Source organism: uncultured Treponema sp. (genome assembly GCF_946187725.1).
Classification (GTDB): Bacteria; Spirochaetota; Spirochaetia; order Treponematales; family Treponemataceae; genus Treponema_D.
In genome coordinates, this window is record NZ_CAMHSK010000047.1 from 1 (window position 1) to 20670 (window position 20670).

Here is a 20670-nt window from a genome sequence, read left to right on the forward strand (position 1 = left end):
TCCAGGTAACTCGCACAATCACATACTGTGAGCCAGGCGTTAAGGGTGATACATCAGGAAAATCAACAAAACCTGCTACCCTCGACACAGGTATGGAAGTTAAAGTTCCATTGTTCTGTAACACAGATGACCGCATCGTAATCGATACACGCGACGGTTCATTCGTAGAGCGCGCAAAGGACTAATTAGAACTTAAAGCTCTTTTTACCCCGCATCAAACAGGCTGAAATGGCTGTGTCCGATGCGGGGATTTTTTTATCCGAGTAGTGTCATTATTTCGTTTTGATCAACGGATTGCACTGCTTTTTTTATTTTCTGGTATTTTTCGCTGAACTGTGGCGGAATGCTGAATTTTTCAAGCTCTGCGATTATGGAGTCAGCGCTGTCAAAATCATAAACAGATACAACTTCTTTGAGCGCGTTCATTGCGTCCTGAAATTCTGATTCTTTTATCTGCGGGAGCGTTTCTGCTTCTGTGCCTTTTCCGAGGAGTGGTGCGAGCTTTTTTATGTAGCTTTTGTAGAGAGAGAGAACTTCGCCTGTCATATCATGAATTGCACGAATTGCTTCTGTGTCTCCGTCTTTTGCCTTGTCGCCGTATCGTTCGAGAAAAGCCGCTTTTTCCGAAAGAACTTCTGCCCCGATGAGCCTTGCGCTGCTTTTGAGTGCATGAACCAAAACGGTGTAATTATTCCAGTCACTTTCGCTTGCAAATTGCGCAATAAGATCAGCCTTTTCTTCGATTGAGTCATAGAAACTGCGCACTGCATTCATGAAGACTTCACCGGAAGTACAGTTGTGAATGGCGGATGCAATGTCTGTGTCAAAAAGCTCCTGCCAGAGTTCGAGAACGGCCATAATCTCTTTGCCTGTTGTCGGCGGTTTTCTTCGTTCAACCCCATCCCAGGTCTGTTTTTCTTGCTCAATATAGCCTTCATCGCCTTCATGGAAAACTTTTTCTTTGGGAAGATAGTGAAGCAGCATTTCCTCAAGGGCGCTTGCTTCGATTGGCTTTGAAAGATAATCTTTGAATCCCGCTTCAAGATACATTTCCCTTGCGCCCGAAATTGCATTTGCCGTCAGCGCAATGCAGGTCGTATGCTGATTTTTGCTCGATTCGTCTCCACGAAGGACATGGAGCATTTCAATTCCGTCCATTTTTGGCATTCGATGGTCAATCAAAAGTATGTCGTATTCTTTGTCGCGTGCCATTTTGAGCGCATCGAATCCGCTTTCTGCCGTGTCTATCTGAATCCGCGTGTTTTTTAAAAGGCCTGAAATTACAATGAGGTTGAGCGGTGTATCGTCAACTGCGAGTATATGTGCATCGGGGGCCTGGAAACTCTCTTTGTAGACGGCCTGTTCTTCTTCCAGCTTCGCATTCCGTTCTTCGTAGTCGCCGATTTCTTCCCAATCAAGCACTTCCTGTTCAATTACGAATGAAAAATCGCTGCCCTTGCCGTATTCGCTCTTTACTTCAAGGTGGCTTCCCATTTGCGACAGGAGACTTTTTACAATGCTCATTCCTAAGCCGGTTCCTTCGATTGAACGGTTCCTTCGTTCTTCAGCCCGTTCAAACGGCGAGAAGATTTTTTGAATCTCTTCTTCTTTAATGCCGATGCCTGTGTCGATTACCTGTATTTTAAGATAGATGGTGTTTTTTTCAAGCGGGTTTAGTGATTTTTCGAAGCTGATGTTCATGGTTACTGAACCCGTGATTGTGTATTTGATTGCGTTGGAGAGGATGTTAAGAATGCACTGTTTGATTCGAATTTCATCGCCGTGCAGTTTGTGCGGAATCTTTTTGTCTATGTTGACGATGAAATCAAGGCCCTTCTTCTGTGCGCGCGTTTCCGACATATTTATCAAATCTTTTACCGTAAGGCACAAATCGTAATCAACAGGAATAATTTCCATTTTGCCGGCTTCAATTTTGGAGAAGTCGAGGATGTCGTTTATGATTGAAAGAAGTGATTTTCCGCTCGATTGAATGTCACGGGCGTAGTTTTGAATGATGGGTTCAGTGCTTTCCCGGAGAATCATTTCGTCGAGTCCAAGAACCGCATTGATAGGCGTTCGGATTTCATGGCTCATGTTGCTTAAAAATTTCGTTTTTGCCTTGTTTGCCGCGTTTACCGAAATAAAATCCTGTTTTAGCCGTGAAAAAAGTTCATTGAAAGTGCTGGCGAGGGAATCTAGCTCATCGTGCCGTGAACTGACAGCAAGCATTGCATCCAAATTGGAACTTGAGATATTCGCGGCCGCCTTTGTCATCCTGATGATTGGACGGAGTGTGAGTTTTGCGATTATGAACGCCGCGAGATACGAGATAACAAGCAGCGGAATGAAGATTGTCGCTAGAACTTTTGGTGCGATAAACTTGTAAATATCAAAAAGCTCGTCTTCTTTGAGTGAATTTGAAAGCTGAATCACATAGGTTGCGTTTTCTTTTTCAATTCGTACCGTGTTATAGATGATGTTGAGGTCACCGTCGGTAAAAAAATCTTTTTCGGTGCGGGCGGTGGCTTTTCCGTTCGTTTCGGGCAAAATCGGAATAAATGGTGAATTTGTCGCTATGACTTCCTTTGTTTCTGCATCATAGATTGTGTATGTTATATAGTAAGGAATTTCACTTTCTGCCGTGTAGATTGATTCGTCGTTTTTGACCGCATTGCTGATTGTAGTCAGTGCAGCGTTTATGTCAGCATCTTTTATTTTACGGATATTTGATGCAACGATTGATACGAGAATAGCTGAAATGCCAAGTACGAGGACTGCCAGCACGAGGAAGAACTGAAGGGCGATTTTTTGGGCTAATGACTTCATTTTGATTTTTCCTCCTTGGGTAAGATTATTTCGGCTTCTGAGGTTTTATTGTATTCGTGACGAAATCCCGGTTTGATTGACGGAAATCGTTTGCTTTTAAGGGGGAATTCGTCAAAGCTTCTTGCCCCATTGAATTCAATTACTGATTCTGAATCTGCTGGCAGTGAAGTTTGAATCTCAAGGAGCCTTCCGCTCGTATTGAATCGGATTTTTGCGTTCTGGTCGAATTCTTCGAGTGAAAGGCCGTTTATGAAAATGTCCTTTTTTCTGACGGTGTTTGGGTTGACCGGACTGTTGAATATGATTCTTACGAAAGATTGATTAGCATCGATAAAAATGACTTGAAAAGGCTCTTGTGTTCTTGCAATCCTCATGCCGTTGAAAGAGTGTATGCTTTTTGAATCCGACTGAGCAGATGCGAGCATATTGATTGAGAAAAATGCGATAAAAAGAATGAAAAAGCGTCTTTTCAAGTTTTGTTTACCAGTAAAGCTCCGCCTCGAATGAGGTACCTTCTTCTGTTTTGCCGACAATCGTAAGTTTTTTTTCAGCCTCGTTTACTTTGCCGTAAATGCTCAGTTTTTGGCCGAGTTTTGCTTCTTTTGCGTAGTTGAGCCGGAAATCCGTGAAGGCAAAATCCCGCATATTTTCTGGAATTGAATCTGCCACGAAAGCGCCATATCTTGCATTATTCACATGATTATTGCCGTCAATTTCTGAGTATTTGATTGTTCTTTCATCCCAAAGCTCCAGCTCTTCAGGAATTGGAATTTTTCCGTACTTCAGACAGTCATGTTCTTTTGAAGTTTCGACTGGCTTTCGCATATCAAATTTTTTGGTCGGTATGATTCTGTGCGCGACCGGGTCAACCAGAAGCCAGGAACTCAATCCCGTAATCAGCGGGGTGCCGTCACTTGCAGTGAATTCGTAAGCCCTTACAAGCTGCAATGGTTCTGCTTTTTCTTCATAGGTCGTAAACACATAGTTTTCGTTTTCGCGCGGAAATCTGTGGAATCTGAAGGCAACCCGCGAAACAAGGCAGGCATAGCCGTTTTGAGTGAGAGTGTCTCTGTCCATGCCCCGCTGTGCATAATCTTCAACAGCCATATCGCTCGTTACTTTGAGCAGCTCATACAGACTCATTTTTTTGAGTGAGTCGCTTTGTGAGAATTGAACCTTGTGTTCTGAATGGAAAGTGATTCCGTCGTCATCGTACCATTGCTTTTGTGTTATCATTTAAATCTCCATCAATTCTTCTATATAATCTGCTGAATTTTCTCTCTTCATTATTACAATCGTGATATCATCGTCGCGCTTTACACCTTGCGTGAATTCTTGATATTCCTCGATTATCGCGTTCATGATTGTCTGCGCGTCATGTTCGTGCTCAGCTTTAAGGATTTGCTGCACGCGCTCTTTTCCGAACATTTCATTTTGAGAATTGCGGCCTTCGGTTAATCCGTCAGTGTAAAACAGCAAAATGTCTGATTGAGCCATAGTGAAAGTCCGTTGCGGGAATGAAACCGTTATGAAATCCAAGCCGATTGCTCCGTGGTGTTCTTCGGCGCTTCCTGATTCAATTTCACCGCAAGTCGTGCTTTTTGCCGAGTAGAGAATCGGATTAGGATGACCGGCGTTTGCCATTTCAACTATGCACTCGTCTTTTTCGTCAAAATCCCCGAACCTGAACATGAGACCTGTGAGATAATTTTCGATTTCGCCCTTTGTTTCGATGATTTCTTTGTTGATTTCATAAAGCGTTCTGGAAACAGTCTCGTTCTTTTTGCGGTTGCGTAAAAACGACTGGTAGACGATATTTTTTGCAAGCATGGTGATAAGGCTCGCCGCAACTCCATGGCCTGAAACATCAAACAGCGAAAATCCATTGAGATTTTCATATTTTGTGTAGAAATCGTACATATCACCGGAAACTTTGTCGAGCGGACTGTAGCTGACGGCGATGTCCCAGCCACGAAGGCTTTTGGGCGGATAGGGGAAGAATTTTTTCTGTACGACCGATGCCATTTCAAGGTCTGTTTCGGCGCGTCTTATTTCTTCTTCGAGTTTTGTGTTTTTCTGAGAGAGCTCAAGTGTTTGCTTTTCAACTTCATTGCGGAGCTGAACATTCAGGTATTCGTTTTGAACGACTGCACGGTTATAGCGGTTTGAGATAATGAGGATGAAATTGAGGATTGTAAGCATCCATCCAATCAGCGAGAGATACGGATGATCAACTTTCTTCAAAACGAGCTTTATGATTATGTCGAGAGGAATTGCCAGGACAAGCGGAATGAAAGCTGAACTCAAAACCCTGAAGTCTTTGCTGACTCTCAGGCGTATTTTATTGTTCGTACCGATTATATCTTTGGTGAAGACAAAATATACGAATGGAAGCACAAGCTGAATTATTGAGAGTGCAAGTGTGAACGGACAGATTTTTGTGAGTGCGTCAAGATTCGGAGCGAGGACGGTCGGAAGCGTAGATAAAATCAATATGACAATACGCGTAATTCTGATTGGTTCGGGTGTTTTTTTCTTGAGGAATTCAAAGTTCAGTATTGAAAGGAAATATACAATCAGATAAAGCCCTTCGCCAAAAGTGACTTTTAAGAAAAACAGATATGGAACAGGGTTCGGGTAAATCAGAGGAATGTCCGGCGCGATAAAAGGTGTTGTAAGCATCATTGATGAAAGGCTTATGCAAGAGAAGGTAATGTATTCCTTTTCTTTTTTGCGCCAGATGTAGATAAGGAAGAAGGAAACTGCCGCGAAGAACATTGCGCCTTCTGCAAAAATGTATATGCTCGACTGAAGGAATATGCGGAAGCGGTGGATTTCCCTGATTTTATCGTATGCTCCAAGAATAACTTTGTCAGAAATGCCGGCTCTGCCCTTGCAATAGACTTTGATTAAGATTGTATTCTGCTCTGTTGCGTTAAGTGCTTCTTTAGAGATTGCGTAAAGGTGCGGTTCCCAGAGAGGGCTTCGTTCGTTTGGTGGAAAATTACCGTAGCCGCCCACATAAATACCGTTGGCCCATACTTTGTCCGCAAAATGCAGGTAGGAGATGAAAAGACCGAGTTGCTTCTCTCTTAAAAATTCTGGCAGACAGAAGTTGATTTTAAGCCACACATAGTCGTGCTTGCCGGATATTACATCACGGATGTTGCTCATTCCTTTGGTGGAGAATTTTTGAAAAACAGCATTTTCTGCGTCTTGGACAGTGCATTCTTTTGTGCATGGTGCCCAATAAAAACTGTCTGTTAAATCAAGGCTTACCTGTGCAAAATCCTTGTAGCTGGCACAGGAGGTAAAAATCAGGGCGAGAAAGAAGAAACTTAAAAAAAGCTTTTTTTTCAACACAGATAAATTATATCACATGCCCCGCGAAAAACAAACTGAAAAAAAGAAGCCGCACAAAAAAATACCTCAGTCCAGTTGTTTGTACAATTGAACTGAGGGAAAATCTTTTTTAGGCGAGCAATAGAACTTGAGGGACGAGCGTTACGATGTCCCGTAATAATTGCACACTGCTAATTTTTATTTTACAACAACATTCACTAATTTGCCTGGTACAACAATTATTTTACTAACTGTCTTTCCTTCGGTGAACTTTTTGAAGCCTTCGGTCTCTTTTGCCATTGCTTCGAGAGTTGCGTTGTCTGCGTTTGCAGCGGCTTCGAATTTTGCACGGAGTTTGCCGTTAATCATGACGGGGAACTCTTTTGTGTCGTCCTTGCAGAACTCTTCGCTGAACTCAGGCCATTTTGCATAAGCACAGCTTTCTTTGTGACCGAGTTTTTCCCAAAGCTCTTCGCCCAAGTGTGGTGCATATGGAGCGAGAAGAAGAACAAATCCTTCCCACATTTCGCGTGGAAGTGAGTCGAACTTGCTTGCTTCGTTCACGAAAATCATCATCTGAGAAATCGCTACATTGAAGTCGAGGTTGTTTGTGTCCTCTGTGACCTTTTTGACAGTCTTCGCATAAGTTTTGCGGAGGGCGGCAAGGTCTTTGTCGAGCTTTCCTTTGATGTCAATGTCTGTCAAAGGCTTGTCGCTCAATGTCCAGATTTTGTCGAGGAAGCGGTTTACGCCGATTAAGCCCTGTGTGTTCCACGGTTTTGAAACTGTGAGCGGTCCCATGAACATCTCGTACATACGAACGCTGTCAGCTCCGTAGTTCTTAATCATCTCGTCTGGGTTTACGACGTTTTTGAGAGATTTTGACATCTTTGCGATTACGCGCTCAAGCTCTTCGCCATCTTCCTTTGAATAGAACTTGCCGTCTTTTTCGTCAACCATATCAACAGCGACGAGTGACTTTGATTTTCTCTGGAATGCGAATGATGTAATCATGCCCTGGTTGATAAGACGCTGGAACGGCTCTTTTGTTGAGACAACTCCCAAATCATAAAGAACTTTGTGCCAGAATCGTGCGTAGAGAAGGTGAAGAACGGCATGCTCTGCACCACCTACATACAAATCAACCGGCATCCAGTAGCTTTCTTTTGCCTTGTCAGCAAAGCATTTTGTGTTCGTTGGGTCGATGTAGCGCAGGTAATACCAGCAGCTTCCTGCCCACTGAGGCATTGTGTTTGTTTCGCGTTTTGCGTCTTTTCCGCACTTAGGACATTTGCAGTTTACCCATGAATCGATTCCTGCCAATGGAGACTCGCCAGTGCCTGTTGGCTGATAAGTTTTGACATTCGGCAATTCAAGCGGGAGTTCTTCTTCTGGGATTGGAACGATGCCACAGTCCGGGCAGTGTACCAGAGGAATTGGCTCACCCCAGTATCGCTGGCGGCTGAATACCCAGTCACGGAGCTTGTAGTTTACGGCCTTTTTGCCGATTCCCTTTTCGCCCAGGAATTCGAGCATCTTTGCGATTGCGTCTTTTTTGTTGAGACCGTTGAGGAAGTCTGAGTTTACATGGATTCCGTCTTCTGTCCAAGCCTGTTTCTGAACGTCAACTTCGCTCTTGAGTACTTCGATGATTGGAAGACCGAACTTCTTTGCGAAATCCCAGTCTCGTGTGTCGTGTGCTGGAACGGCCATGATTGCACCAGTTCCGTAAGAAATAAGAACATAGTCTGCAATCCAGATTGGAATGAGCTTGCCGTTTACAGGGTTGATTGCGTAGCTTCCTGAGAATACACCGGTCTTGTCTTTTGCAAGGTCTGTGCGTTCAAGGTCAGATTTCTTTGCGGCTGCCTCAACATATTTTTCAACTGCTTCTTTCTGTTCTGGAGTTGTGAGGGAAGAAACAAGCTTGTGCTCCGGTGAGATTACCATGTAAGTTGCACCGAAGAGTGTGTCACAGCGGGTTGTGTAGACTGTGAGTTTCTGGTCAGTTGGTTTTCCGTCTTTGTCGGCAACAGTGAAGTTGACTTCTGCACCTTCTGAGCGGCCAATCCAGTTGCGCTGCATAGCCTTAACGCTTTCCGGCCAGTCCAGGCCTTCCAGGTCTTCGAGCAGGCGGTCTGCATAAGCTGTGATTTTGAGAATCCACTGGCGGATTACTTTGTGAGTAACCTGAGCGCCACATCGGTCACAGTGACCTTCTTTTACTTCCTCGTTTGCAAGACCAGTAAGACAGCTTGGACACCAGTTGATTGGAGTCTCAGCTTCGTAAGCCAAGCCCTTCTTAAAGAGCTGGAGGAAAATCCACTGAGTCCATTTGTAGTAATCCGGTGTACATGTGCGGATTTCGCGGTCCCAGTCATAAGAGAAACCGAGGGCCTTAATCTGCTGAGTAAAGTGCTCGATGTTTGCGTTTGTTGTAGTTGCAGGGTGTGTGCCTGTTTTGATTGCGTAGTTTTCTGCAGGAAGACCGAATGCATCGTATCCCATCGGATGAAGAACATTGTAGCCCCTCATGCGCAAAAAGCGGCAGTAGATGTCGGTAGCTGTGTAGCCTTCCGGATGACCTACATGAAGGCCGGCTCCACTTGGATAAGGGAACATATCAAGAACATAGCGTCGTTTTTCTTTTGGAATTGATTCATCTTCGACGGCACGGAAAGTTTTGTGCTCGTCCCAGTATTTCTGCCATTTTGGTTCGATGTTCTGAAAAGGATACATTTAAATGCCTCTGATTCTTTAAAAATAATGAAAGCATTTTATCAAAAACAGAGAAGTTTTTCTATATTCTGCTGTTTAATTTATAAATCGCCTGAAGAATTCGCATTCTTCGTCGTTGCAGAGCTTTGCTTCGGGGAGCTTGCAGTTCACATGAAATACATGAGCGATTTTCGGGTTGTCTTTGTTTCCGTAGATTTTTATCTCTGCTTCAACGCCTTTACTTTTTAATAAATCATACATCGGCTGGGCTTCGTGAAGAAGGAAATCCCTGTAACTGCTTGTGATGAATGCCGGCGGGAAATTTGAAGTGATGTGCGAGAAAACATCGATTTTGTTCATGAGCTCTTTGTTTGAATAATTGGCATCTTCTCCAAGATAGATTTTGTAATGACTGTCAGTGCTGTTTAAGATTGCTGATTTTGGATTGTAGAGACCGCAGTTTAAGCCGACAGCCCGGATTTTTATATTCGGTAGCGTAAAATCATAAAGCTTTGCGAATTCTGGATTTGTGAAAATCGCTGCATAATGGCTTGTGAGCTGACCGCCTGCGGAATCTCCGACAAGAATGAGATTTTCTTTGTCGACGCAATATTCTTCGCCATGTTTTTCGATGAAAGTAAGTGCCTGATTGATGTCTTCAAGTGCTTTTGGAAAAAGATTTTCCGGGGCAAGACGGTAATTGATGTTTACAACGACAAATCCCCGCGTAGCAAGCGCCATGCAGTAGAATTTGTAAATTTCTTTGCTGCCGTAAATCCATGCGCCGCCATGAATGTTAACGATTGTGCTGTTTTTTTGATTTATGTTGTCCGGCATGTAAATGTCGAGGAGATTGCTTTCACCGTGCGGGCCGTATGAAATGTTGTAGAAGGTTTTTAAATGCTCTGGTTCGGTAAGACCTGCATCGCGTTTTTTATCACTGGCTTCCCAGCTTATACGCAGATTTTTGATTTTTTCTTCGAAGCTCAAATTATTATTGTTCAGCATAGTGAATTAAGTTTATCAGACGACAAAATTTTTACAAGTGTGAATCCGGCACTTTAAAAGACTTTTTTTTGAAAATATTGGTAAGTTTTTATCAAAGCAAAAAACTGAATTCAATTATAATATATAGAAGAATTAATTTGATTATATAGGAGCTGGAAATGGCAAAAGACATTTATGACACATTCCGTGATATCGGTATTATTCCTGTTGTTGCAATCGAAGACGCTTCAAAGGCAGCTGATTTGGCACATGCACTTGTAAAGGGCGGATTGCCAGCAAGCGAAGTAACTTTCCGTACTGCATGTGCGGCAGAAGCTATCGAGGCAATGATTAAGGCTGAACCAAACATGCTCGTTGGTGCAGGTACTGTCCTCAATGTCGAGCAGGCAGAAAAGGCTGTTAAGGCTGGAGCAAAATTTATCGTCAGCCCAGGATACAACCCAGATGTAGTTGACTGGTGTATCAAAAACAACATTCCGACAATGCCTGGAATCTCAAATCCATCAGAAATCACAGCTTGTATCAACAAGGGCGTTACACATCTCAAACTCTTCCCTGCAGAACGCAAGGGCGGATACAAAATCATCGATGACTTCGGCGGTCCTTTCCCACAGTGTACATTCATGCCAACTGGCGGCGTAACAACTGAGAACGTCGGCGAGTATGCAAAACGCAAGAACATCCTCTGCATGGGCGGAACATGGATGGTTAAAAAGCCTCTTATCGAAGGCTGCAAATGGGACGAAATCACTCAGATTTGTAAAGACGCTGTAAAAGCAATGCACAACTTCCACATTGATCACATGGGAATCAATGCAAAGAACGAAGCTGAAGCAAAAGAAATTGCAGCTCAGTTCGAGCTCTTCGGATTCGCTTCAAAATTCGGCAACTCTTCAATCTTCGCTTCTGAGCAGGTTGAAATCATGAAAGAGAACGGCCGCGGAACTCACGGTCACATCTCAATGGTTTGCAACAATGTTGAGCGCGCACTTGCATTCCTTGAGCCATACGGATTCAAACCTGTCATGGAAACAGCAAAATGGATGGGGAAAGAAAACGCTTCTCCACTCAAAGTTGTTTACCTCGACAAAGAAGTAGGCGGCTTTGCAATCCACTTGAAACGCGCATAATCTAAGCCTATAAACAAGAAACCCTCGGCGATGAACCGAGGGTATTTTTTTGTTCCGATTTTATTTTTCTGACAAATCAATCAAAGTTGTGACTGGGGTGGGGGCGAGGGCTTCTTTGTAATTCAGCTCTGGGATGCCGATTACGCCGAAGAATTCTGCAACGGTACCGCCGCCCTGTTCGATGAGGTTTTTGCTGGCTGTAAGTGTGCCGCCTGTTGCGATTAAATCATCGATTACGAGATAGGTTTTACCCTTTTCGATGTCGGCCTTGTGTGCTTCAATTGTGGCTTCACCGTATTCAAGAGAATAGCTGGCACTGTAGACATCGCCTGGGAGCTTTCCTTTTTTGCGAATCAATACGAGCGGGAGTCCAAGCCTTTCTGCCAGAGGCGCACCAAATACAAATCCTCGTGATTCAACGGCTGCGATTGCGTCAATTTTTTTTGCTGAGTAGATTTCAACCATGCGGTCAAGTGTGTGCTTGAAAGCGGCCGGATTCGTGAGAATGCTTGTAACATCAAAAAATAAGATTCCCGGTTTAGGGAAATCTGGCACGCGGCGGATTGCCTTGTCCAAAAGTTCGTCTTTGTTCATAACGAATTATTGTAGCATTATGAGGGGGATTTTGTCTATCACAGAAAAAAAACTGCCAAAAAAATAAATCCTATGCTATAATATTAAAATGAGATTTATACGGCTTTCCATCTGCTTCATCGTCTTTTTCTCGGGGCTTTTGCCGTTGTGTGCAGAAAAGGTTCCGTCAAGGACTGTCAGAGTTCCTCAGGTTGACAGCGATGTGCTTTATGAGCGCACCGGTAATGACGGAGCATCGTCGTATGTGTCTGAATTTTTGGACAATCTTAACCGCTATTGTGACTACAATTTTGAATATGTTAAAGTAGATCTGGAACATATTCTTCCCGCGCTCAAAGAAGGCAAAATCGACATAATTCCTGTTTTTGGACGTGACGCTGACATCAATGGAAATCTTCTGATTTCTGCCGTTCCGAGTGCTGTCGGTTCTATGGTTCTTGCTTCCAATCGCGTGCCTGATATGAAAAATCTTCGTATCGGAATTATGAATCATGGCCCCGAAGGATTAAGGCAAAAAGTTTTCGATTATGTAAGAAATCAGAATATTACGGCCACTTATTTTTACTATGACACTTTTGAGCAAATCCATGCTGATTTAATAGAAGAAAAAATCGATGTTTACGCTGATATTGATTTTACTGTTCCGCAGGATTTTTCTGTTGTTGCCACAATCGAAAACACTTTCATGTATCTTGTAAGCACAAAGGCAAACAAGGCTGTTTTTGATGATTTGAATTCCGCGCTTTCGATGCTTTTCCTTCTTCATCCTTCTTTTGTTTCAAGTCTTCGTTCCCGCTATGTGCCTTCTGCCCGCTATTCAGCAAACAAGTTTACTCCCAAGGAACTTGACTATATCAAAAATAACAAAAATTGGATTATTGCGGCTGTCATGAAGGAAGCCCCGTACTGTGCCCTCAATGACGGAAAATTCGGTGGAATCATAATCGATCAGATTGAAACAATTGCGCGCAATATCGGAGTCAAACTCTCATACATTCCGGTTCACACTTATTCAGAAGCTTTATCCCTGGTTAGAGACGGGGATGCCGATATTATCTATGCCGTAAATGAGTTTATCTCTCCTGAAGATTTGGCTTTAATCAAACCCACGAGCAGCCTTCTTTCACAAAAAATTGTATGCGTCAAAAACTTAAAGGCAAAACTTGATGAAGGTGCGGTTTTTGCACGAATAAAAGGCCGTCAGTATTCAAACAATTACATCGAATCACATTTCAACATCACGCAGACAATTGATTTTGATACGGCCGCCGAATGTTTTGAAGCCCTAGAAAAAAACAGCAATTATTTCACGCTGATGCCTTTGCTTGAAGTCGAATATTACATCATGAACCGGCTTTGTACAAAACTCACTGTCTCGGACGAGGGTTATTCAGTTTCTGTCTCGATTGGAATTTCCCGCAAACATGGCAGTGAACTTGCCGGAGTCCTTGATAAATCGATTTACACGCTCACTTCCTCGATGTTCGAGAATTTCATGGAACGAAACATGAATGCAAATCTCAGCCTTGTTGCATTTATCAAAAAGCATTTGATTGTGTTCTGCATTTTATGCGCGATTTTCGTTCTTCTTTTGGCAACGACCATTTTCCTTCTATTAATGATGCACACTAAACAAAAGAAAGACCGCGAAATCCAGCAGGCAATGAACCTTGCGAACCGTGATTCGATGACGGGTCTTTTCAATCATATTGCATTTGAGCGCATGGTCAATGGAATTCTTTCGCATCAGGGTGATAATGAAATCGGTGTGTTCATAATGATTGATATCGATAACTTTAAGGCAGTAAACGACTTGCTTGGCCACGCAAAAGGTGATTATGTAATTGTTTCCGTGGCAAATATCCTGCTTTCAACATTCCGTGGCGGTGACTTAAAGGGCCGCATGGGTGGTGACGAATTTGCCGTCTTCATGCGGAATGTTTCAGACCTCAATGCATTGAAGCGAAAAATGCGAATCCTGCAGATTGCAATCAAAGATTACTTCGAAAAGAGCGGAATCGGTATCAATGTCACCTGCTCAATCGGAATCAGTTATTGCAAAGGTCCGCAGTCACCGGGCACTTTTGAGAAGATTTATAACGCGGCTGACCAGGGATTGTACAAAGTCAAAAAATCCGGCAAAAATGCGTTCTCAATCGTGGATATGGTTGAATAGACCGGGCTGCTCAGCACCCGGCGCACTAGGCTAGCCCCCAGCTATTTTTTAACGGTGCGGATTGCTCCCATTTTGAGGCGCTGTTCCCTCGTGTGGGTGAGCATATCCTTGAGCTTTTCAGAATCTTCTTCGGCGATGTATTTTTTGAATCTTTCCATCTGCTTTTCAAAATTCTCAATATGATTGATGAGTTTTTCTTTGTTGGAGATAAAAAGCTCTGTCCAGAGCGGTGCGTTAATCATTGCGATTCTTGTCAAATCTTCAAAACTTCCGCCACCGAATGCAGTGATTTCGGGGTCTTCGGCACTTTCGACCAAGGCACTTGCAATAACATGGCATAACTGGCTCGTGAATCCGATTTTATAATCGTGCGTGTCGCAGTTGGTTTCGGTGATTCTTGTGAAGCCCATTTCGGCAACGAGAGTACGCATGAAATCGAGATTTTCGGGCTTGTTGAAATCCGAAGGGCAGAGAATATAGTTGTGGTTTACGAAGAACTGAGCGTTTGAATTTGCATAGCCTTCTTTTTCGCCGCCAGCCATTGGATGACCGATTATAAAATCAACATCAGGACGGAGAATTTCGGGCATTGATTTTTCAAAAATCCCTTTTACACCAGAAATGTCCGTTACTATTGCACCGCTTTTGAAGTGGTCGCGGTGTTCCTTCATGAATTCGAGTGTGGCATGAGGATAAAGGCAGATGAAAAGCACATCGCACAAAGGAAGCATTTCGCTCACCCTGTCGCTTGTAAAGGTTTCATCAACAACGCCCTCTGATTTTGCCTGTGAGAGACAGGCCGTGCTGCGGTTGCAGGCAAGAACTTTACCAGTACTTCCAGCCTGACTCAAAATATTCTGTCGGATTGATTTTGCGAAGGAACCGCCCATGATTCCAAGGCCGACAATTCCGTAAGTTGCATTTCTTAGTTCCATAAATCTGATTATAGCACAGATTTTGCAAGTTGTCTCAAATCGTATCTTTTGTTAAAATGCTTTTTATAAGAAAAATTAAAGAAAAGGACACAATTATGATAGTAATGAAATTCGGTGGCAGTTCAGTTGCCAATGCGGAGCGAATCCGCCATGTTGCTTCTATTATACAGGCATACAAAGATGAAAAACCGGTCGTTGTTTTGAGCGCAATGGGCGACACAACAGACCATCTTCTTGATGCGGCTGATATGGCTGTTAACGGCACTGTTGATATTGCTAAAGTTGAGCAGCTTCATTTCGATACTGCAAAAGAACTCGGAATCGATGTTCCGGCAATCAAAGAGCTTCTTGAAGAACTCAAATTCCTGCTTACCGGTATTTCAATGCTCCACGAACTTACCAAACGCACTCGTGACTACCTTGTTTCATTCGGTGAACGAATGAGCGTCCGCATGATGGCGGCATATCTTGCAAAAGAAGGAACTCCTGCAAAATTTTATGATGCCTGGGATATCGGCATGGTTTCAGACTCAAATTACATGTCTGCTGAACTTCTTGATGATGTCTGGGAAAACATCCCTAAGGCTCTCGGCGATTACAAAAACGGAAAGCAGACCGAAATCCCGATTGTTACAGGCTTTATCGCAAAGGACAAGAACGGCATTATCACAACTCTTGGTCGCGGTGGTTCTGATTTGAGCGCAACTATGATTGGTGCGGCAATGAAGGCCGACGAAATTCAGACATGGAAAGATGTAGACGGAATCCTTACTACAGACCCGCGAATCGTAAAGGAAGCGCGCACTGTTCCGGAAGTCACTTACGAAGAAGCACAGGAACTTGCAATGTTCGGTGCTCAGGTTCTTCATCCACGAAGCATGATTCCTTGCCGCAAAACAGGCACTCCTGTCCGCGTAAAGAACAGCTATAACATCAAGAGTGCAGGTTCTGTAATCGTTGAAAAACATTCCGGCGAAACACCAAGAGTCACTGCAATCACAAATGTTAAAAATGTCACTCTTATTGATATTCAGTCAAGCCGAATGCTCAATGCCTGCGGATTTTTGGCGCACATTTTCAATCAGTTCCTCAAATGGAATATTTCAATCGATGTAATCGCAACTTCTGAGGTTTCGGTTTCACTCACGGTCAACACAAAGGCTGATTTGACAGGTCTTCTTGAAGATATCGGCAGAATCGCTGAAGTAAAGGCTACAAAAAACAAGGCAATCGTTACCCTCATCTGTGATGCAAAACATTCAAGCTCAATCCTTGAGGATGCTTTCAAGGCACTCAATGAGAACGGCATCAATGTTCAGATGATTTCACAGGGCGCAAGCAAGGTAAACATCTCAATGCTCGTTGATGACAGCCAGGCTGCTGATGTTGTGAGCATTTTGCACAAGGCATTGTTTTAATGTCCAAAAAATCACTTGCCCGCAGCCTAAAGCGTAATCTTCTCGCTGTCCTGAAGAATCCGTTCACTTATGTGCTGGTTGCTTTTATCGCCATCATGATTGTGCTGATTGACATCGTGTGGCGGTATGAAGCCGGTGTTACGATGAACAATTACGGCGACAGCGTGTGGAATTTCCTTATCGCTTTCGTTGCGGGCTATTATGATATCTGCGTGGTCACTCCAATCGGGCGACTGTGCAGTTTTATCATTCTCCTTTCAGGAATCCTCCTTTTTAGTACGCTTACCGGTAAAATCGCTTCCATATTCATGGAAATGCAAATGAAAAAAAACAAGGGGTTGAAAAGAATGAAGAATCTAAAAGGTCATTTTCTGCTCTGCGGTTACAGAGAGGGATTTGAACGAATCCTCGACACTGTTCTCCGCTCAAATCCAGATATCACCCCAGACATGATTGTATTGATTAACGATACGGCAAGCGAAAATATAGAGCAAATCCGCAATCAGGCTCGTTTTAAGGATTTGCAGTATGTTTCCGGGGATTTCAGCGAGGCCGAAACGCTCAACCGGGCTTTAATCAAGGATGCAGAGCGGGTTCTTATCATTTCTGACCGCTCAAAGAATTTCTCAAGAATGGAAATGGACAGCCGCACCGTTCTTGCAGTTCTCACAATGAAGAATTTAAATCCCAAACTTTACATTGCGGCAGAACTTTACGATTCAAAGTTTCAGAGTCATCTTGAAATGGCTCACTGTGATGAAATCATTCTTACAAGCGAATATGAGCACAGTCTTCTTGCGACGGCTTCAAGCGGCATGGGCTACTCAAATGTAATCCGTGAACTTATTGGTGAAGATGCTGATTCTGGAATCCTTATCGAGGATATTCCATCTTCTTATATTGGAAGGACTTATGCCGAACTCAGAAGTTTTTTTGCGACCGGCTCTGTTTTGATTGGCCTGCTCCAAAATACAGGTAATTTCTACATGCGGCGGCAGGATGCCCTTCGTGAAGCTCAGAAAAATCCCGATGTCAAAAAGATTGTCGGAAACCTCAAAAAAATCAAGACACTTAAAAGCAACGATCCGCTTCTTGTTCCGGCAGATGATTTCGTGATTCAACCGCACACAAAGGCAATTTTCGTAAAAGGGAAAAAGACAGTTAGCAGTGAGCAATTAGCAGTGAGCAATTAAATGGAGATTCTTTTATGGCAGAAAATTTGGATGTTTTTGAGGAAGTGCTTCCTAAGCTCTTGAAAATTCAGCTTTTTTCGGATTTTAAGGCTGATAATGAGAACGACATGCGGATTCTCAGAATGGTCTATTCTGAGCTGCGTCTTCACACTTTCAAAGCTGGTGAGGAAATCATAAAAGAGGGCGAGCACGGCGAAAGCTTTTATATACTCACTTCCGGGAGCGTTCAGGTTTTCAGAAATACAATGGCTGGAGACCGGATTGCACTTGCCAATCTGAGCGCGGACATGGGAATCTTTTTTGGTGAGGCGGCTTTAATCGGCACTGATAAGCGAGGTGCCACAGTTATCGCCACCACTGACTGCCGAACCTGCGAAATCACTGGCAAGCGTTTTAAGGAACTTTGCGAAAAAGAGCCAATTCTTGGTTATCGTGTCATGCTCTGTCTTGCCAGAAGAATGACTGTTACAATCAAAAAGGCAAACAGTGATATGGAAACTTTATACGAAGCACTTTTCGATGAAGTTGTGAATTAAAGCGTTTTGGAGCAAATATGAAAAAAATCATCATCTTAGCCTGCATCTTGTTTTCGCTTCGGGTGAATCTTTCGGCCAGCACGATTACTTTTCCGGCTTCTGCTCTTTCGTCTTCGCTGTCTGAAAGGGGGCGGCTTTCTTCACTTTCTTTTAATTCAAATGGGCGTGATTCAGATAAAGATACGGCTGATGATTTGTTCGCTACATTTCTTGCTCTTGTTGTAGTCGGCTTGGGAATCGCGTATTACTGGCTGAATACAGTGCGTTTCCTTGATTATCCTTATTGCCCGGATTCTTCTCCTGCTGACGGAAATTATATTGTTCGTGACCGGAGCGACTGCTGCCGCAATCGTTTTTCATTTGATACTTCCCTTGTTTATGTTCATGGATTTGGGGCAGGTAACGAGACCCGCTTTGAAGGCCTTCTTTTTCCGTATGTCGGACCTTTTTTCGAGAATCTTGCCTTGTACAATTTTCAGGACGGAGAAACTTTCTTCAATAAAAAGGGATTGCGTGACAATTTGAAGCTGGGCGGCCAGATTTCGCTTTTGCAGACGAACATTTTGAGCGCTAATCTTCTGATTCAGTACTCGACCTGGTTTGGAGAAGATTTAAGGAAATTCAAGAACGGCTATAGTATCGGGCTTTTGCTGCGTTCTTATCCGATTGACCCGCTGGTTTTGGAGTGGAAAATAGCAACGCAGCAGTATAGAGATTATTTCCCTCTTGACTGGGATTTGCATATCGGAATCGTGCAGAATGCTTATGAATTCTTTGCGTCACTCAAGTTCTTTGGCGTTTCCTGTTCCGATGATGCGCCCGACTCTGATATCATCGAAAATAAAAATGATACATTCATGGGATTTTCGCTTGGTATCAGGCGATACTTCTCTCTGTTCTAAATTCGGTCTTATCTATATAATACATAAAAAAAGAGGTGAATTATGAAAATTGCACTTGTTGGATATGGAAAAATGGGGCACATGATTGAAACTTGTGCTAAGGCAATGGGGCATGAAGTTGTTGCTACCATTGATGTTGTTTCAAAAGATGCTTCTAATCTTGTTGCCGCAGGTGATTATGCTGCTGTGGCTGAAGCGGTAAAAAATAGTGGTGCTGACGGAGTGATTGAATTTTCTCATCCGACGGCTGTTCTTGGAAATTTAAATGCGCTTATCCCTCTCGGACTTCCTGTTGTGTGCGGAACTACCGGATGGGCAAAGTCAGAGGCTGAAATCGAAAAACTCTGTGCTTCATCAAACGGAACTTGCATGCGCTCGTCAAATTTTTCAATCGGCGTGAATATGTTCTATAAAATCGTTGAAGAAGCTGCCAAAATTATGTCTGAGTATTCTGAATATGATGTTGCGGTTTGGGAAGCTCACCATAATCAGAAAGCTGATTCTCCGAGCGGAACGGCCCTTGAAGTTGCCCGCCGTGTAATGAACGGAAATAAATCAAAAACTGAGATGGTGTTTGATGCGTTCCACGAAAAGCCAAAGGCAAATGAACTTCATGTTTCTTCTACCCGTGTAGGCTCTGTGCCTGGAACACACACTGTATTTTTTGATTCACCAGCTGATTCGATTGAGCTTACTCATCGTGCCCGAAGCCGCGAAGGTTTTGCAAGGGGCAGCGTGGTTGCGCTTGAAAAACTGGCTGCAAAAATTGCCGCAGGTTCCCTTTCAAAAGGAAAACTCTACGGCATGAGCGATTTGTTCTAAAATCTAGTAGTTATTCTTTTTGACTTCAAAGAAGCTCTGTGGATGCATACAAACCGGGCATGCTCCAGGAGCTTTTTTGCCAACTACGATGTGACCGCAATTTGCGCACTGCCAGATGACATCGCCGTCTTTGCTGAACACCTTTTCGCCGGTAACATTGTCGAGCAATTTTCGGTATCGCTCTTCGTGTTCTTTTTCGATTGCACCGACCATTTCAAAGAGCTTCGCGATTCTTGGGAAGCCTTCTTCTGCAGCAGTCTTTGCGAATCCTGCATACATGTCAGTCCATTCAAAATTTTCACCGTCAGCGGCATCTTTCAAATTGTCGATTGTTGAAGGAACATCGCCGTCATGCAAGAGCTTGAACCAGATTTTTGCGTGTTCTTTTTCGTTGCGTGCTGTTTCTTCAAAAATGTCAGCAATCTGCTCAAATCCGTCTTTTCGGGCTTTGCTCGCATAGTAAGTGTATTTGTTTCGGGCCTGAGACTCGCCTGCAAATGCTGTCTGAAGATTTTTTTCGGTCTGTGTTCCCTTGATGTTTTCCATAAAATAGTACCCCCTGGAAAGTATAATGCATTAATTTTAATAGAGAAAATCTAAAAGTCAAATGAAAATTTTGATATAAATTCATGAGTGTATGCTAGAAATTATCGTCAAAATTTACGCTTTCTTACATTGAGTAAATCGGAAAAGTCGGGTATAATTTTATCCAAATTTTATATTTTATGCATTCATATCCGTTGGAGGAATTATGACAATCGCTGAAATGCTTAACCAGAGTATTATCCTTACTCTGCTTGGTATGTGTGTTGTTTTCAGCTTCCTCGTTATCATGATTGTTTGTATGAACGGTCTTCGACTTTTCGTTCATGCTGCAGGTCTTGATAAAGAAGAGCCGAAAGCAGATGTCGCGGCTGCACCGTCTGCCGCTGTAGACCAAAAAGCAATCGTTGCTGCTATCGCAACTGCATTGCACGAAAAGAACTAAATAGGGGATAAAAAATGGCTAAGAAAATTGGTATTTCTGAACTTGTTTTGCGTGATGCTACACAGTCTCTTCACGCTACTCG

General features: G+C 43.3%; 17 protein-coding genes and 1 pseudogene. 9 read left to right on the forward strand and 9 right to left on the reverse strand.

What is annotated here, in order from left to right; genetic code table 11:
• Positions 1-185, forward strand: a pseudogene (locus Q0Q74_RS12560) (elongation factor P); the annotation flags it as partial.
• A gap of 70 nt (positions 186-255) precedes the next feature.
• On the opposite strand, the gene Q0Q74_RS12565 reads toward Q0Q74_RS12560, so the two are convergent.
• The 6 genes from Q0Q74_RS12565 to Q0Q74_RS12590 all read right to left on the reverse strand — a co-directional run bounded on the left by Q0Q74_RS12565 (position 256) and on the right by Q0Q74_RS12590 (position 9894).
• Positions 256-2826 (reverse strand): ATP-binding protein, encoded by a 2571-nt coding sequence (locus Q0Q74_RS12565; RefSeq protein ID WP_294431365.1) that lies wholly within the window; start codon positions 2824-2826, stop codon positions 256-258.
• On the reverse strand, positions 2823-3299 hold the full coding sequence (locus tag Q0Q74_RS12570; protein ID WP_294431367.1) for a hypothetical protein: 477 nt from the start codon (positions 3297-3299) through the stop codon (positions 2823-2825). Before Q0Q74_RS12570 ends, Q0Q74_RS12565 begins: the two co-directional genes overlap by 4 nt.
• A 7-nt stretch (positions 3300-3306) precedes the next feature.
• Positions 3307-4062 (reverse strand): acyl-ACP thioesterase domain-containing protein, encoded by a 756-nt coding sequence (locus Q0Q74_RS12575; RefSeq protein ID WP_294431369.1) that lies wholly within the window; start codon positions 4060-4062, stop codon positions 3307-3309.
• Positions 4063-6189, reverse strand: coding sequence for a PP2C family protein-serine/threonine phosphatase (locus Q0Q74_RS12580; protein WP_294431370.1), 2127 nt, complete (start codon positions 6187-6189; stop codon positions 4063-4065). It abuts the gene before it with no gap.
• A 177-nt stretch (positions 6190-6366) separates the two neighbouring features.
• Positions 6367-8907, reverse strand: a complete 2541-nt coding sequence (gene leuS / locus Q0Q74_RS12585; protein WP_294431373.1) for a leucine--tRNA ligase — start codon at positions 8905-8907, stop codon at positions 6367-6369.
• Positions 8908-8982: 75 nt separating this feature from the next.
• Positions 8983-9894 (reverse strand): alpha/beta hydrolase, encoded by a 912-nt coding sequence (locus Q0Q74_RS12590; protein ID WP_294431374.1) that lies wholly within the window; start codon positions 9892-9894, stop codon positions 8983-8985.
• Between the two features lie 158 nt (positions 9895-10052).
• On the opposite strand from Q0Q74_RS12590, the gene eda reads away from it, so the two are divergent.
• A complete protein-coding gene (gene eda, locus Q0Q74_RS12595; RefSeq protein ID WP_294431376.1) occupies positions 10053-11024 on the forward strand; it encodes a bifunctional 4-hydroxy-2-oxoglutarate aldolase/2-dehydro-3-deoxy-phosphogluconate aldolase in 972 nt (323 codons plus the stop codon).
• Positions 11025-11084: 60 nt separating this feature from the next.
• On the opposite strand, the gene Q0Q74_RS12600 is transcribed toward eda, so the two are convergent.
• On the reverse strand, positions 11085-11618 hold the full coding sequence (locus tag Q0Q74_RS12600; RefSeq protein WP_294431377.1) for an adenine phosphoribosyltransferase: 534 nt from the start codon (positions 11616-11618) through the stop codon (positions 11085-11087).
• Between the two features lie 88 nt (positions 11619-11706).
• Here Q0Q74_RS12600 and Q0Q74_RS12605 point away from each other — a divergent pair, with 88 nt between their 5' ends.
• Positions 11707-13794 carry a GGDEF domain-containing protein gene (locus Q0Q74_RS12605; protein WP_294431378.1) on the forward strand — a complete coding sequence of 696 codons (2088 nt, stop codon included), beginning with the start codon at positions 11707-11709 and terminating at the stop codon, positions 13792-13794.
• 41 nt (positions 13795-13835) lie between these two features.
• Here the strand turns inward: Q0Q74_RS12605 and Q0Q74_RS12610 are convergent, their stop codons facing one another.
• On the reverse strand, positions 13836-14729 hold the full coding sequence (locus Q0Q74_RS12610; protein ID WP_294431379.1) for a prephenate dehydrogenase: 894 nt from the start codon (positions 14727-14729) through the stop codon (positions 13836-13838).
• 95 nt (positions 14730-14824) lie between these two features.
• On the opposite strand from Q0Q74_RS12610, the gene Q0Q74_RS12615 reads away from it, so the two are divergent.
• Genes Q0Q74_RS12615 through dapB form a run of 5 tightly spaced genes read left to right on the forward strand, consistent with a single transcriptional unit; the run spans position 14825 to position 19600 of the window.
• Complete coding sequence (locus Q0Q74_RS12615) at positions 14825-16147, forward strand: aspartate kinase (RefSeq protein WP_294431380.1); 1323 nt, start codon at positions 14825-14827, stop codon at positions 16145-16147.
• Positions 16147-17340: an NAD-binding protein gene (locus Q0Q74_RS12620; RefSeq protein WP_294431382.1), complete on the forward strand. Its 1194-nt coding sequence runs from the start codon at positions 16147-16149 to the stop codon at positions 17338-17340. The genes Q0Q74_RS12615 and Q0Q74_RS12620 overlap by 1 nt, the downstream gene beginning before the upstream one ends.
• A 14-nt stretch (positions 17341-17354) precedes the next feature.
• A complete protein-coding gene (locus Q0Q74_RS12625) occupies positions 17355-17876 on the forward strand; it encodes a cyclic nucleotide-binding domain-containing protein (RefSeq protein WP_294431384.1) in 522 nt (173 codons plus the stop codon).
• Between the two features lie 17 nt (positions 17877-17893).
• Positions 17894-18778: a hypothetical protein gene (locus tag Q0Q74_RS12630; RefSeq protein ID WP_294431386.1), complete on the forward strand. Its 885-nt coding sequence runs from the start codon at positions 17894-17896 to the stop codon at positions 18776-18778.
• Between the two features lie 42 nt (positions 18779-18820).
• Entirely contained in the window at positions 18821-19600 is a 780-nt protein-coding gene (gene dapB, locus Q0Q74_RS12635; RefSeq protein ID WP_294431389.1) for a 4-hydroxy-tetrahydrodipicolinate reductase, read from the forward strand.
• Between the two features lie 3 nt (positions 19601-19603).
• On the opposite strand, the gene rbr is transcribed toward dapB, so the two are convergent.
• Positions 19604-20146, reverse strand: coding sequence for a rubrerythrin (gene rbr, locus Q0Q74_RS12640; protein WP_294431390.1), 543 nt, complete (start codon positions 20144-20146; stop codon positions 19604-19606).
• A gap of 205 nt (positions 20147-20351) precedes the next feature.
• Between rbr and Q0Q74_RS12645 the strand changes: the two genes are divergently transcribed.
• A complete protein-coding gene (locus tag Q0Q74_RS12645; RefSeq protein WP_294431392.1) occupies positions 20352-20588 on the forward strand; it encodes an OadG family protein in 237 nt (78 codons plus the stop codon).
• Positions 20589-20670: the final 82 nt, after the last annotated feature.